Source organism: Rhodococcus huquni (genome assembly GCF_055231055.1).
Map to the genome: position 1 here is coordinate 45,437 of NZ_JBUYWE010000012.1, position 12,561 is coordinate 57,997.

15 protein-coding genes and 1 pseudogene are annotated in these 12,561 nt (G+C 63.8%); 11 read left to right on the plus strand and 5 right to left on the minus strand.

The window, feature by feature from the left end:
* Nucleotides 1-49: 49 nt before the first annotated feature.
* Genes ACZI8R_RS18675 through ACZI8R_RS18685 form a run of 3 tightly spaced genes read left to right on the plus strand, consistent with a single transcriptional unit; the run spans nucleotide 50 to nucleotide 2,061 of the window.
* Nucleotides 50-523 carry a PPOX class F420-dependent oxidoreductase gene (locus tag ACZI8R_RS18675; RefSeq protein WP_463381150.1) on the plus strand — a complete coding sequence of 158 codons (474 nt, stop codon included), beginning with the start codon at nucleotides 50-52 and terminating at the stop codon, nucleotides 521-523.
* A 60-nt stretch (nucleotides 524-583) separates the two neighbouring features.
* Nucleotides 584-1,444, plus strand: coding sequence for a PE-PPE domain-containing protein (locus tag ACZI8R_RS18680; RefSeq protein WP_463381151.1), 861 nt, complete (start codon nucleotides 584-586; stop codon nucleotides 1,442-1,444).
* Nucleotides 1,445-1,473: 29 nt separating this feature from the next.
* Nucleotides 1,474-2,061, plus strand: a complete 588-nt coding sequence (locus ACZI8R_RS18685; protein WP_463381152.1) for a histone deacetylase — start codon at nucleotides 1,474-1,476, stop codon at nucleotides 2,059-2,061.
* 12 nt (nucleotides 2,062-2,073) lie between these two features.
* Here the strand turns inward: ACZI8R_RS18685 and ACZI8R_RS18690 are convergent, their stop codons facing one another.
* A complete protein-coding gene (locus ACZI8R_RS18690) occupies nucleotides 2,074-3,027 on the minus strand; it encodes an alpha/beta hydrolase (RefSeq protein ID WP_463381153.1) in 954 nt (317 codons plus the stop codon).
* Nucleotides 3,028-3,314: 287 nt separating this feature from the next.
* Between ACZI8R_RS18690 and ACZI8R_RS18695 the strand changes: the two genes are divergently transcribed.
* The 6 genes and pseudogenes from ACZI8R_RS18695 to ACZI8R_RS18720 form a co-directional block, all read left to right on the plus strand.
* Complete coding sequence (locus tag ACZI8R_RS18695) at nucleotides 3,315-4,775, plus strand: MDR family MFS transporter (protein WP_463381154.1); 1,461 nt, start codon at nucleotides 3,315-3,317, stop codon at nucleotides 4,773-4,775.
* Nucleotides 4,776-5,626: 851 nt separating this feature from the next.
* Nucleotides 5,627-5,752: a hypothetical protein gene (locus tag ACZI8R_RS18700; protein WP_463381155.1), complete on the plus strand. Its 126-nt coding sequence runs from the start codon at nucleotides 5,627-5,629 to the stop codon at nucleotides 5,750-5,752.
* Between the two features lie 279 nt (nucleotides 5,753-6,031).
* Nucleotides 6,032-6,457, plus strand: a complete 426-nt coding sequence (locus tag ACZI8R_RS18705; RefSeq protein ID WP_463381156.1) for a hypothetical protein — start codon at nucleotides 6,032-6,034, stop codon at nucleotides 6,455-6,457.
* A 110-nt stretch (nucleotides 6,458-6,567) separates the two neighbouring features.
* On the plus strand, nucleotides 6,568-6,885 hold the full coding sequence (locus ACZI8R_RS18710; RefSeq protein WP_463381157.1) for a hypothetical protein: 318 nt from the start codon (nucleotides 6,568-6,570) through the stop codon (nucleotides 6,883-6,885).
* Between the two features lie 108 nt (nucleotides 6,886-6,993).
* Nucleotides 6,994-7,347 (plus strand): Cd(II)/Pb(II)-sensing metalloregulatory transcriptional regulator CmtR, encoded by a 354-nt coding sequence (gene cmtR, locus ACZI8R_RS18715; RefSeq protein ID WP_463381158.1) that lies wholly within the window; start codon nucleotides 6,994-6,996, stop codon nucleotides 7,345-7,347.
* Nucleotides 7,329-7,967 (plus strand): annotated as a pseudogene (locus ACZI8R_RS18720) (cation efflux transmembrane domain-containing protein); the annotation flags it as partial. The gene cmtR and the pseudogene ACZI8R_RS18720, both read left to right, overlap by 19 nt.
* Nucleotides 7,968-8,369: 402 nt before the next feature.
* On the opposite strand, the gene ACZI8R_RS18725 reads toward ACZI8R_RS18720, so the two are convergent.
* Both ACZI8R_RS18725 and ACZI8R_RS18730 read right to left on the minus strand, forming a co-directional pair.
* The gene (locus ACZI8R_RS18725) at nucleotides 8,370-9,014 is read right to left on the minus strand and encodes a dihydrofolate reductase family protein (protein ID WP_463381159.1); all 645 of its coding nucleotides are present in this window, start codon (nucleotides 9,012-9,014) and stop codon (nucleotides 8,370-8,372) included.
* A 261-nt stretch (nucleotides 9,015-9,275) separates the two neighbouring features.
* Nucleotides 9,276-9,914 carry a TetR/AcrR family transcriptional regulator gene (locus ACZI8R_RS18730; protein WP_463381160.1) on the minus strand — a complete coding sequence of 213 codons (639 nt, stop codon included), beginning with the start codon at nucleotides 9,912-9,914 and terminating at the stop codon, nucleotides 9,276-9,278.
* Between the two features lie 35 nt (nucleotides 9,915-9,949).
* On the opposite strand from ACZI8R_RS18730, the gene ACZI8R_RS18735 reads away from it, so the two are divergent.
* Nucleotides 9,950-10,489 (plus strand): GNAT family N-acetyltransferase, encoded by a 540-nt coding sequence (locus ACZI8R_RS18735; RefSeq protein WP_463381161.1) that lies wholly within the window; start codon nucleotides 9,950-9,952, stop codon nucleotides 10,487-10,489.
* Here ACZI8R_RS18735 and ACZI8R_RS18740 read toward each other — a convergent pair.
* Together ACZI8R_RS18740 and ACZI8R_RS18745 are read right to left on the minus strand one after the other, a co-directional pair.
* Nucleotides 10,486-10,896: a hypothetical protein gene (locus ACZI8R_RS18740; RefSeq protein WP_463381162.1), complete on the minus strand. Its 411-nt coding sequence runs from the start codon at nucleotides 10,894-10,896 to the stop codon at nucleotides 10,486-10,488. The two genes, ACZI8R_RS18735 and ACZI8R_RS18740, sit on opposite strands and share 4 nt — an antisense overlap.
* Nucleotides 10,897-11,012: 116 nt before the next feature.
* Nucleotides 11,013-11,501 carry a MarR family winged helix-turn-helix transcriptional regulator gene (locus tag ACZI8R_RS18745; protein ID WP_463381163.1) on the minus strand — a complete coding sequence of 163 codons (489 nt, stop codon included), beginning with the start codon at nucleotides 11,499-11,501 and terminating at the stop codon, nucleotides 11,013-11,015.
* Nucleotides 11,502-11,601: 100 nt separating this feature from the next.
* Between ACZI8R_RS18745 and ACZI8R_RS18750 the strand changes: the two genes are divergently transcribed.
* Nucleotides 11,602-12,504, plus strand: coding sequence for an NADP-dependent oxidoreductase (locus ACZI8R_RS18750; protein ID WP_463381164.1), 903 nt, complete (start codon nucleotides 11,602-11,604; stop codon nucleotides 12,502-12,504).
* The last annotated feature ends 57 nt before the right edge of the window (nucleotides 12,505-12,561 follow it).

Genomic DNA, 12,561 nt, shown 5'->3' on the forward strand with positions numbered 1-12,561 from the left:
TTCGGTTCGAGAATGATACCGACCACATCCCCCGGGGTAGCTTCGAGGTATGCCACGCACCATTGCCACCAACACGAAGATCTCGACGGAAGAACTCCTCGATTTCGTCCGCCCACGCCACCACATGCTGCTTGCGACCACCCGATCCGACGGCCGGCCGCAGATGTCGCCCGTCACCGGAGGCGTGGACCAGGAGGGCAGGATCGTGATTGCCAGTTACCCGCGGCGGGCCAAGATCCGCAATGCCGAGCGAGACGCGCACGCGTCCGTCCTCGTACTGTCGGACGACTTCAACGGCGCCTGGGTCCAGATCGACGGCGACGCGGAGGTGCTCCACATGCCCGAGGCCGAGGATGCGCTCGTCGACTACTTCCGCTGCATCTCCGGAGAACACTCCGATTGGGACGAATATCGTGACGCGATGCGCACCCAGGACAAGTCCTTGATACGTATCACCATCACCCGGTGGGGACCCATCGCAACCGGCGGTTTTCCCGCGGACGTCGCTGCACGTCTCGGCTGAGCTCCGTTCCACCCGGCGATTCTCAGGTTCGTCTCATTCTCGACCGGCATCATCGAGAGCATGCAGTCCGTGACCGTGCTTGCCGTCGGGGGAACGGGTGAGTCCCACCCCGACGACCACCGAACCCGTGTCACGGGACTACTGCGTGGCGTGACCGCGGCGCTGGACGAGCGATTCACATGCCGCTGGGTCGGGTATCCCGCGTCCTACGGGCCGGTGGCGGCTGGTGGTCTCAGCTATCGGCACAGCACCGAAGTGGGGGTACGCCGACTCGTCACGGAGATCGAAGCCACCGACGGCCCTCTGATGCTGATCGGCTATTCCCAGGGTTGCACCGTGATACGCGAAGTCCTGGGCCGCGTGGCCGAGTCTCGGATACAACTCCCCGATCTGATCGCCGTCGGTCTGATCTCCGACCCCGAGCAGCCCGAGGATGTCGTGCGCGGATGTCACGGACGCGGCGTGGCGGGAATCGGTCCTGCCGTGCCGTCCGCCGTTCCGATGCACTGGATCGCCGATCCGCGCGACATGATCTGCAATGCCAGCGACGACAGCTACGTTCGCGACATAGCGGACCTCACGAGATGGATGTCGCTGCGAACCCGGCGTACCTGGCTTCGCGAGTTGTGGAAACTACTCCGTAGCAACAGTTTCCAGAACTCTGCCAAGACTCGACTTAGCCCGAGACAGTGGCGCAAGGACGTCGGCCGACTGCGCACGGCGCTTCACGAAATTCGCGGGTACCTGCCGCCCGAACTGAGGTGGCGCAACGTCCGCGTGCGCAATCCGATCGGTGGCCGGCACATCTCATACGCCACCGAACCGCTCGATTCCGGTGGACGAACGGGCTGCCAGGTTCTTGCGGAATGGATGCAGGTGCAGGCGACCTACCGCCGGCCCGAGGCCCCTCTCGCCGCCTAGTCCGCCATCGCCTCGGCATAATGGATCGAATGATCGACACCGAAGTCTGGTACGTCAGCTACGGCTCGAACATGAGCCTGACGAGGCTGGCGTGCTACATCGACGGCGGACGCCCGCCGGGCGCTGCCGTCACCTACGTGGGGGCGCGTGATCCGCGGATGCCCCGAGAGGACGCCGCGGTCCAACTCCCCGGACGGATCTACTTCGCCGGTGAATCACCCATCTGGGGCGGCGGTGTGGCGTTCTACGACCACGAAGTTCCCGGCCCCACACCTGCCCGGGCCTACCGCATCACGGCGCAGCAGTTCGTGGACATCGCGGCCCAGGAGATGCACCGGATCCCGGAAGAAGGTGATCCGCTCGAGCGAGTGGTGATGGGCGGATTGGAGAACGGCCGCCACACTGCCGGCCCGGGGCACTACGAAACGTTGATCGAGGTGGGGCGGCGAGAAGGGCTACCCATGTTGACCTTCACGGCGCCCCACGGATTCGATGCGGTCCCGCACACCCGGCCCACGAAGGCATACCTGGACATGCTGACAAACGGACTGCGCGAGGCCCACAAATGGGACCTCGCGCAGATCGAGCGTCATTTCGAGAGTGTCATCTCGGGTTGATCAGCTGGTTGCTCAGACTCCGAGAGCCGGGGCGAACGTCTGGAACCAGGACTCGTGGAGACGTTCCTGCCAGTAGGTCCACCAGTGAGTGCCCTGCGAGGTGATGTGAACCGTGGGGTTCACGCCGTTGGCCTGCAGAACTCCGACGAACATGCGGCTGGCGATGCTCGCAGCGGTCTCGAGCGGCACCATCTGGGCGAACTTCACGGGGTCGAACTGTCCGCTGACCGGGTTCACCGACGGATCGCTGGACGGCGCGCCGCTGCCCGAGGAGATGTAGACGGCCTTGCCGCGAAGCGCACCCGCGTTGAGGATCGGGTCGTTGGCGCCCCACTGGCCTGCGGGCCACGGGCCCCACATGTTGGTCGCGTTGCCGCCCATCTGAGCGACGGAAACCTGGATGCCCTGGGCGAAGCCGGGCGCGCTCACCACGGGGTAGCCACTGTAGGAGCCGACTGCCTTGTAGAAGTCGGGGTTGTGGATTGCCAGGTTGAGGGCGGAAGTTCCGCTCATCGACAGGCCCGCGACGGCGTTGTTGACGCCGTCACTGCCGAACTGCGCCATGGCCGGCGGCAGCTCCTTGGTCAGGAAGGTCTCCCAGCGCTGGTGACCGAGATTCGGGTCGTCGGCTGCCCAGTCGGAGTAGAACGAGCCGCCGCCGCCGAACGGAATGGCGACGTTGACGTGCTTGTCGGCGAAGAACTGCTCGACATCGGTCTCGATGAGCCACCCGTTGTTGTCGTTGGGGGCGCGCAGACCGTCGAGGAGATACAGGGTGGGCGCCGGTCCACCACCGGCCGCCGTCAGGACCTTGACCGGGATGTCCTTGTTCATCGAGTCCGAGTGGACGTAGATGAGAGTGGAGTCTGCTTGAGCCACTCCGTTACCGACGAAGACCGCCGCGAAGGCGGCAGTCAGCATTGTCACGATCGCGAGAACCAAACCTCGCCCACGCCGCACTGCCATTTCCATGTCCCCTCAGTGTTCTCAGGTTTCTCGGTTCTCAGGTTTCTCTTAACCGATTTGCTTCAAGGAGGGTAGCAGGGGTGGTCGCAGGCAACATCACGACTGTGATGTTGCAATAGCTCACAATTCGGTCTCAACCATAGGTTGAGACTTTCTGGGTATGCGGTGCGCCACGCAGAAATTCGTTGGCCGATGCGCGAAGCGATCAGTAGATTCGAGATCTGCCCTGGTCCGACCGTTGTTCGGCCGGGCAAATCTCCCGCACACTCCTATTCGAAGGGTCCATCGTGACCGAGTCCACCCGCCTCGACAATGCCGAGGCCGTCACCGACGACCGACTGGAACGCAGACACCTGCAGGTCATCGGCGTCCTCCTCGTCGCGACCTTCGTGGTGATCCTCAACGAAACCGTCATGAGCATCGCCATCCCGGTCCTGCAAGTGGAACTGGGCGTCGCGCCCAGCGTCGGCCAATGGTTGACCACGGCGTTCATGCTCACGATGGCCGTGATCATCCCGCTTACCGGGTTCCTCATTCAGCGCATTCCCACCCGCACACTGTTCGTTCTCGCGATGTCCCTGTTCACGGCGGGAACGCTGCTCGCCTTCGTCGCACCCGGGTTCGGGGTGCTGCTGATCGCCCGCATCGTTCAAGCGTCGGGTACCGCGATCATGCTGCCGCTGCTGATGACGACGATCATGACGTTGGTCCCGGCGGCCCGTCGCGGCGCGATGATGGGCAACATCGCCATCGTGATCGCGGTTGCGCCCGCACTCGGCCCCACTGTCTCGGGGTTCATCCTCGATCACTTCGGTTGGCGCTGGATCTTCGGCTTCGTGGCTCCGATCGCACTGGCTGCACTCGTGATCGGCACCCGATTCGTGGAGTCGGTGTCCGAGACGTCCAAGGCGAGTATCGACCTTCTGTCCATTCCGCTCGCCGTTCTCGGCTTCGGTGGTCTCGTCTACGGATTGGTCGGAATCGGTGAATCAGCTCAGGAAGGCACGGCTGTGCCCGTGTGGATTCCGTTCGTCCTCGGCGGCGCCGCGATGATCGGGTTCGTCGTCCGGCAGCTCCAGCTACAGCAGGACGACCGCGCCCTCCTGGATCTACGGGTGTTCGGCTCGCGGCAGTTCAGCATCTCCGTCGTGGCGATGCTCCTCGGAATGGCGACCATGATGGGGACGTTCATCGTGGTCCCCTACTTCGCGCAGTCCGTGATCCTGCTCGACTCCTTCCAGACGGGCCTCATCACCCTGCCCGGCGGCCTCCTGATGGGTGTGGCCGGCCCGATCGTCGGCCGAATCTACGACAAACGTGGCCCGCTCGTGCTGTGCATTCCGGGATCGATCCTGGTCAGCATCGGGGTGTGGATGCTGACGACGGTGAACACGTCCACCACGATCTGGTGGCTGCTGCTGTCGAACATGGCGTTGTGCCTCGGCCTCGCGGCCACCTTCACTCCGTTGATGACCTCGGGGCTGGGCTCGATCGACGCTCACCTGTATTCGCACGGATCGGCCGTGGTCGGAACGTTTCAGCAGGTCGCCGGCGCAGCCGGCACCGCGCTGTTCATCACCGTGATGACCGTGGTGTCGTCGAACTCCAGCAGCCCGGCCGAATCACCGGAGGCGATCACCGACGGCGTACGGACGGTGTTCCTCGTTGCCGGCGTGCTGTCGTTCGTACTGATCGCGGTGTGCTGCTTCGTACGCAAGCCTGCGGAAACGGTCGCAGTAGCTCAGTAGACGTCGTACGTGGCCGTGCTCGCGACGTGGGGCAGGTCGGTTCCCAACCAGAACTCGACCTGCCCCGCCCCAGTCTCGAGGTAGGCGCTCGGTGCGGTCCGAGAACGGCGGAATCGAACCGGATACCACCGCGGACCACGAGCCGGACGTGCCGGTGGTGCGGTTGCGCCACGACAGGGTCGACGTCACGAAGCAATGCTCACCAGGTTGCGCCGAGACCCCGATGAATCGGCCTGCCATGGAGGCCATTATCCGTCCCGGTAACTTCTCCGTCGTGGCGAACTGCGCCAGCACGTCACCGGCACACATGAGTCCGTGCGCGACCGTGGGGGCCCGCGGAATGTCGCGGTAGGCGTAGCGCGGTTCCTCTGCACCCACGGGTGACGCCAGTCCGATCGATGCTCCCAGCGTGACTGCAGCGACCGCTGCCAAGTATCCATTTCGCATGTCTCACTCCGCAGGTAGACGGACATATACCCAGAACATCCCTCTGGGCGGCAGCCCCGTTACCGGGTGCCGGCGAGGCATACGACGCGCCAATGCAGCAACAGTCCTGTGCGGTTGGTCACATTTGCGCGGACGAGGCACTCCTGGAGTCCAATCGCCGAGATCGACCGCGACACAACCCGGTCGCCACGAATTACGCTGGTCGATAGCAGATTCGATGAAAGCGTTTCCGCTGTGATCAATACGTGATTGAAGCGGAATGAACGTAACCGTTACCGTAGTTCACGCCCTGTTTACAAATCGTTCAGGTCGGAGAATTGCCATTCGACATGACGGCCGGTAGGAATGTATCGGCGCCCGCTCAGCGCCCCAATACATCCGACCCGAGCAAGGAGAACAACACCATGGACCTCGCATTCTTCGCCGACTTCCTTTCCGCCGCCGCTGATCTCGCCGGCGCACTCGACTTCTTCTCCGGCTCGGCAGACGCCCTGTCCGAGGGCACCGAGGCTGCTGCGAGCATCGCATAAGTAGCTTCACCAAGGCCCTCGCGGCCTGACGAGAATAGCCCGTACGCATCGCGTACGGGCCATTTTTGTATCAATACAAAACATGCAGGAGTACGCGATTACCAGCCGTTTTCTATAACAAGATCATTAAGCGAATAAAATACCTTTCGGTCCGCAAATGCAGAGCTATTCGGGGATCCGCCTTCTCGGCACTGCCGAAATCCGCAGTCTCCCACCGACAGAAAGCATCGAGCGATACTCTCGTGACGTCCTAGTCGGGTCCGAACCGGGAGGTCTGTTGTGAATACAGTTCGAAAGCTCGGCCTGGTTGCGGCAGCTGTCGCCGCATCTGCTCTCTCGCTCGCCGGTGTCGCATCCGCCGAACCCGTCACCGTTCCGTTTCAGATCGATCCTGCATCGTTCGGGAACCCCAACGGAAGTCTCGACGTGCCTCCCATGCACTGTGCCGCCGTCGTGGGCGACCAGCCAGGCACCACACGGATCACCGGCGGCGACCCCGGAGGGTGGGGTTGCCCGATCCACTCGATGATCCAGTGGGTCAACCTGTCGACCGGCGTCAACGGATCTGCCCAACTGTCCGACGGCCTGAACGGACATCCGCCCGAAACGACGATGCAGACCGGTTCCGGACAGGTGGCTCTGATGCTCAATACGGTGGGCGGAGGCGTCGTCACCCCCGGCTTCGCCACGTTCTTCGTGCCGTGAGAAATCGGCCAGGTAATCGAAGGTTGAATGGTCGCGCGTCGACGACCTCGCGTAACAAAGCCGAACCACCAGCGATGTGTTCCACACAACATCAAATCAGGAGGTTCGAAATGTTCTCTGTGAAGCGAGTCGCCACCGGTGCTGTCGTTGCCGCGGCGACGACGGGTGCTGTGCTTGCCGGCACCGGCGTGGCCCAGGCCGATGTTCCGGTGTGGGAGGCCAACTGCCACACGTACAACATCTTCAATACCGGCGGCATGGCCAATTGCGAACTGCCGACCTGGCATCAGCTGAAGCTCACGTGTGTGGCTTGGCCCGTCCCGTTCACCTACTGGAAGTACGGGCCGGCGCAGTACGGACAGAACCAGTCCTGGGCAAGCTGCGATTCGTGGAACGCAATGGTGGGCATGGAGGTCGTCCCGGCGTAGGACGCACTGCGTCGGCGAGGACCTGGGGATCGAGTTGTCGCACAGCCGACTCGACCAGGTCCTCGTCGCCGTTGACGAATAGGTCATCACACGCTGTATGGTCATTACATGCTGACCATTGCTTCGCAGGTGGATGTCATGAACCGGCTCGGCCGTGCGATGGCGGACCCGACCCGCTCCCGGATTCTGCTTGCACTCTTGGGCGGGCCCGGATACCCAGCTCAGCTTGCGCGCGATCTCGAATTGACCCGCACGAACGTATCGAACCACCTGGCCTGCCTGCGCGGCTGCGGCATCGTGGTCGCCGAGCCCGAAGGACGGCAGACGCGCTACGAAATCTCCGACCCGCACCTAGGCGCAGCTTTGACGGCGCTGGTGGACGTGACGCTCGCCGTCGACGAGAGCGTGCCGTGCATGGACCCGGCTTGCGCAGTGCCGGGCTGCTGCGAGGAGTCGCAGTGACGACTCCAGTCCCGACTCCGGCACGAATCATACTGCTGCGTAAAAGAATCCGGATAGTGGTCGCGATCACGATCGCCTGGAACGTCGTCGAGGCGATCGTGGCCCTGACCGCGGGACGGGCGGCCTCGTCGGCAGCCCTCATCGGTTTCGGACTGGACTCCATCGTCGAGGTCCTCTCCGCGGCCGCAGTGGCCTGGCAGTTCGCCGCACCAAACCCCGAACGGCGGGAGAAGGTCGCGCTGCGGCTCATCGCGGTGTCGTTCTTCGGCCTTGCCGCCTACGTCTCGGTCGATGCAATCCTGTCTCTGAGCGGTTTGCGCGAGCCGGAGCACTCCCCCGTCGGAATCGCCATCGCCGCACTGAGCCTCGCCGTCATGCCCTTCCTCAGTTGGTTCGAACGCCGCACGGGCCGCGAACTCGGCTCGACATCTGCCGTCGCGGACTCCAAACAGACACTCATCTGCACGTATCTGAGTGCGGCTTTGCTGGTTGGATTACTGCTCAACAGTCTGCTCGGATGGGCGTGGGCCGACTCCGTTGCCGCACTTGCCATCGCCGCCTTCGCCGTTCGAGAGGGCATCGAAGCATGGAAGGGCGACGCCTGCTGCGCGCCCCCTGTCACGACCCTCGCCCGAGAAGGCACCGGGCCGCTGAATGTCCTGCCGATCGCCTGCGCGTTGACGCCCGATGCCGGCAAGGATCAGATCGGCAGGTGGAAAGCGTTCGACGACAACTACATCCTCGATATCGATCGCACCGAAACCCGACTGGTGGTGCACTACAAGAAGAGTGACGACTCGATACAGCGTCTGCGCGATCTTGTCGCGGCCGAGAGCATTTGCTGCTCATTCGTGGACTGGAGAATCGATGACAGCCAGGGCGACTTGCGCCTCGTCGTCACCGGAAGTCTCGAAGAGATTGCGGCGCTCGACATCAGCCAGCCGAGGTGATGGCCTCCAGGACCAGTTGCGAACGGAACGATCCCCGAGACGTGCAGGTGTGCCGATCCGGCCGACGAACTCTCACTCGCTGCGGTTCCTGTTCCATAGCTGGTGAGTCAGGCCGCTGGACGTGCTGATGGACTCGACACTGAATCGCTCCTCCAAGCCGGCGAGGTGATCCCAGATCCGAACACCACCGCCGAGCAAAACAGGGATGATCGACACGTGCAGAAAGTCGATGAGATCCGCTCGGAGAAACTCGCTCACGGTGGACGGGCCGCCGCCGATCCGAACATCCAACCCGCCGGCCGCCTCCTTCGCCAAGTCGAGCGCCTCCTGCGGTGAGGCATCCACGAAGTGGAAACTGGTGCCGTTGTCGAACTCGAGAGATTCGTGCTGGTAATGGGTCAGAACGAATACCGGGGTAAGGAAGGGCGGCGCATCTCCCCACCACCCCTTCCAGCCATCATCCGGCCACTCGCCCGCCTGTGGGCCGAACTTGCGACGCCCCATGATCTCCGCGCCGACGCCCTGACCCCACATACTGAACATGGCGCGATCCACGGTCACCGGCTCGTCGATCCCGTGAATACCATGGATGACACGTCCATCGAATTTGCCGAACAGCGCCTCGGCTCCGCCTATCGGCGCCTCGAAGGTCACGTGATCGCCAGCGGCGTACCCGTCCGAGGAGACGAATAGGTTGTGGACTCGCGTACGGGACATGACGACTCCTCTGCAGGCGGTTGCGAACCGCAATCACTACGCCGTAGATGCGGATCATATCGATATGCGCCGACATCACGCCTGAACGACCGCGCCGAGTCGACGTCGCGAATGACGAGTCCCACACTGCTTGTCAGCCCGACTCGGTGACGGCATCATCCCGCGGATCGCGGTCGGCACGCTGGGGAAGCCTTTTCGCATCCTCGGTCAGCATCGCATCGATGGCGAGATGCAACACGTCGTCTGCCGGCCGACCCCACGCTACGACGAGTGCGTTCGGCCCCAGTCGCTCCGATTGACCGATTCCAGAAGTGCTGCGATCCCCGCAACTGCGGTCCGCTCGCTGTCTCCTTCTCGCTGTTGTTCGTGGAGTCCTGCGTAGGTCGGTGCGGTTTCCTGATCCACGGGAGTCCGTAATTCGCGTCCGACGATCGTCGCGGTTGTTGCACTGCCGATGACGAAATTGGACAGCACGTATGCGGCCGTCAGCGGGTCGGCAGATCCTGTGTCGACCAGCAACACGGTCACCCGTTCGGACAACGCCACGTAATTCGGTCCACGAGGCGGGCGCATCGCGATCACCTGACTGCCCCAGCGGTGCAGAACCAAGTGCCGGTACCACGCGAGCAGCAACTCTTCGAGTCCGTCTTCGACGACTGCCCGCATCATCTCGGGGTCGTTGCCCAGCGCGGAGTCGAGGGCGAGGTCGTACAGGTCGTCCACCGACTCGATGCGCGAGTACAGACTCGCCGGTGCCACACCCAACGCTCCCGACACGGCGCGCACGGTCAGCGCTCGCAGGCCTCCTGCGTCGAGGATCTCGACACCTGTGCTGGCAACGTCCTCGACATCTACAGCGCGCGTTCGGCGGACAGGCCGGCGATGATCCCAGTAGCTCACTCGACCATCCTATCCGAACTATGTTAGCTTTAGACATGCTCGACGTTGCTCTCCTCCCTCTCGATGGCGAGCGCGTGCGCCTTCGCCTCCTCTGCCACGACGACTCGGCTGCCTTCGCCGAAGGCAGCCGTGACCCAGCAGTGCGCGCGTACGGACATCTTCCTGAACCGGACTACACGCCCGAGTCCGTCCGCACGATGATCGACCGCGACGCTCGCCCCGGCCTGGAACGAGGCGATCTCGCAGTACTCGCTATCGCGGACGTAAGGACGGACGAGTTCGTCGGCAGCCTCGTACTGTTCGATATCGGCAACGAAAGCGCCGAGGTCGGTTTCTGGTTGCATCCGAATGCCCGGGGCTCGGGGATGACTACGGCGGCACTCGACCTCGCTGTCGAGTTCGCCCGCAGCAGCCGCATCCGGGCGTTCACCGCAAATACTTTGCCGGACAACGTTGCCTCACAACATGTTCTCGAATCCGCAGGCTTCGTCTTGCACGGTCGCGACGTGGACACAACCCCGTCCGGGCATCGCGCCGAACTGTTGCTGTATTCCAGAGCATTGATGCCCGACTAGCGCGACTCGGACTGGCCTCGGTTCGGGCGCACGACGCGCGGGCCCACGGTGCGAGAGCCCAGTTCGGTCACCCGGGACCGCAGGCCCCGATCCGCCGTCACGACAACAATTTCTCGGCCCTGACCCTCGAGTTCTTCCACGACATGGACGATCGTGTCGTCGCCATTCCCGGGTGCATCCACAACCCGCACCGTCTCCGACGATTCGATACCCCGAGCGCGCCCTTCGGCAACGAGCACCACCGCCGGGGTGTCGTCCAAGCGCAAAGCCTGGCGGAGTTCGTCCGGCACGATGGCATCACGCAGCCTTCTCGTCGCCCCGACTCGGTCACGCCACCAGCCATCGGGGACGCTCCCAACACAATTTGCTGCGTCCACCACCACGGTCACGCGTGCGAAATCCGGCATCTTCACCTCCTATTGCCCGGCCGCTCCCCTTTTGCACACCCATCGAGCTTGTGCACACCCGTCGAGCATCACATGCTGTAGGCACGGCTTCCAGGAGAGCCGAGTCATGCGACAGCTCAGCGAGCTGACCGAGGCGGCAAGAGGTCTATGCAGTCACTTCGGAGCGGAGTGAGAATGGCTTCCGCGAAGTTCTCGAGTTGGCCCAACTGCTGGTCGTCGAGAAGGTCGAACACTCGGGCACGGACTTCCGCCACGTAACCGGGCTCCACCTCGACCAGAAGCCGCGCGCCGGACTGCGTCAGCCTCGCGAGGGTCTTCCGCGCGTCCGTCGGGTCCACACTGCGTGCCAGGAGGCTTCGCTTCTCCAAGCGACCGACGATCCGTGACAGGTGCGACGGCGTCACGCTGGCGGTGGCGGCCAGGCGACTCATGTGAATTTCGCGATCCTCGCTGACCGACAAACAGCGCAGCACTCCGTATTCGGCGTGACTGAGATCCGCGGCCTGCTCCAGATAGGTATCCAGCTCGGCCGGCAGCCACATCATGACGCCCACCAGCAACGACCACGTCCGGTCTTGCTGCGGCGAGAGGCGATCGGTGGGCACGAGCCCAGAATACCGTTCCTTGCCGCAGAAAGGAATCTGAGCTAGCGTTACTTTCCGCGGCAAGCATTTGCTGCATCACGCTCACAGAAGGCGGAATCTCATGCGCGCTGCCCGTTTCCACTCCTACGGAGCCCCCGATGTTCTCGTTGTCGAGGACGCCCCGGAACCTCACGCGATCGAAGGTTCGATCCGGATCAAGGTCCACGCCACGAGCGTGAACCCGATCGACGTCATCGTGCGGGCCGGCCACCTGGCGCAGGTCCTGCCGATCCCCTTGCCCGCCACCCCCGGCCGGGACGCTGTAGGTGTCGTCGACGAGGTCGGTCCAGGCGTCACGGACACGCACGTGGGCGACGTCGTGTTCGGCCTGGGCGGAATCAGTGACACCACAGCCGAGTTCGCAGTCCTGACGGCATGGGCCGATGTCCCCGAGAGGTGGTCGACGGCGCAAGCCGCAGCCGCGGGGCTCGCGTCCGTCACCGCCGCAGCCGCACTCGAGGCTCTCGGCGACGTGAACGGCAAGACACTCCTCATCGAGGGCGCTTCGGGTGCTGTCGGCAGCGCCGCCGCGGCGTTTGCCCTCGCCGCCGGCGCTACCGTCATCGGCACCGGACGCGAGAGCAACCTCCCGAACCTGAAGTCGCTCGGCGTCCTCCCCACGACGTACGGGCCTGGCCTGGCCGAACGTGTGGCCGTCCTCGCACCCGGCGGTGTGGACGCAGCCCTGCACTCGGCACCGTCCGATTCGCTGCCGGACCTGCTGAGCATCGTCGGCGACACCGCACAGGTGGTCACCGTCATCGACGACCAGGGGGCCGCAAGACTCGGCGTCAGAAAAATCGACGCTCGCAACGACTCGGCGCTGTTACGGCACGCAGCCGCGCTCGGACGGGACGGGTTCTACACACCCCGTGTCGACCACGAACTTCCCCTGGACGACGTCGTCGAAGCACACACCCTCGCCGAAAACGGCGCAGGCAAGATTGTCGTCTCGCAGCCCTGACCTCGGCGCTATAGCTCGAATCTCATCCCGTCTTGTCGAGAACACCGGCAGCCGGCG

Excerpts from the sequence above, each read along its gene's own strand:
- ACZI8R_RS18710 (WP_463381157.1), top strand. The coding sequence starts at position 6,568 with ATGTTCTCTGTGAAGCGAGTCGCCACCGGTGCTGTCGTTGCCGCGGCG.
- ACZI8R_RS18725 (WP_463381159.1), bottom strand. The coding sequence starts at position 9,014 with ATGTCCCGTACGCGAGTCCACAACCTATTCGTCTCCTCGGACGGGTAC.
- ACZI8R_RS18680 (WP_463381151.1), top strand. The coding sequence starts at position 584 with ATGCAGTCCGTGACCGTGCTTGCCGTCGGGGGAACGGGTGAGTCCCAC.
- ACZI8R_RS18740 (WP_463381162.1), bottom strand. The coding sequence starts at position 10,896 with ATGCCGGATTTCGCACGCGTGACCGTGGTGGTGGACGCAGCAAATTGT.
- cmtR (WP_463381158.1), top strand. The coding sequence starts at position 6,994 with ATGCTGACCATTGCTTCGCAGGTGGATGTCATGAACCGGCTCGGCCGT.
- ACZI8R_RS18735 (WP_463381161.1), top strand. The coding sequence starts at position 9,950 with ATGCTCGACGTTGCTCTCCTCCCTCTCGATGGCGAGCGCGTGCGCCTT.
- ACZI8R_RS18690 (WP_463381153.1), bottom strand. The coding sequence starts at position 3,027 with ATGGCAGTGCGGCGTGGGCGAGGTTTGGTTCTCGCGATCGTGACAATG.
- ACZI8R_RS18700 (WP_463381155.1), top strand. The coding sequence starts at position 5,627 with ATGGACCTCGCATTCTTCGCCGACTTCCTTTCCGCCGCCGCTGATCTC.
- ACZI8R_RS18685 (WP_463381152.1), top strand. The coding sequence starts at position 1,474 with ATGATCGACACCGAAGTCTGGTACGTCAGCTACGGCTCGAACATGAGC.
- ACZI8R_RS18675 (WP_463381150.1), top strand. The coding sequence starts at position 50 with ATGCCACGCACCATTGCCACCAACACGAAGATCTCGACGGAAGAACTC.
- ACZI8R_RS18750 (WP_463381164.1), top strand. The coding sequence starts at position 11,602 with ATGCGCGCTGCCCGTTTCCACTCCTACGGAGCCCCCGATGTTCTCGTT.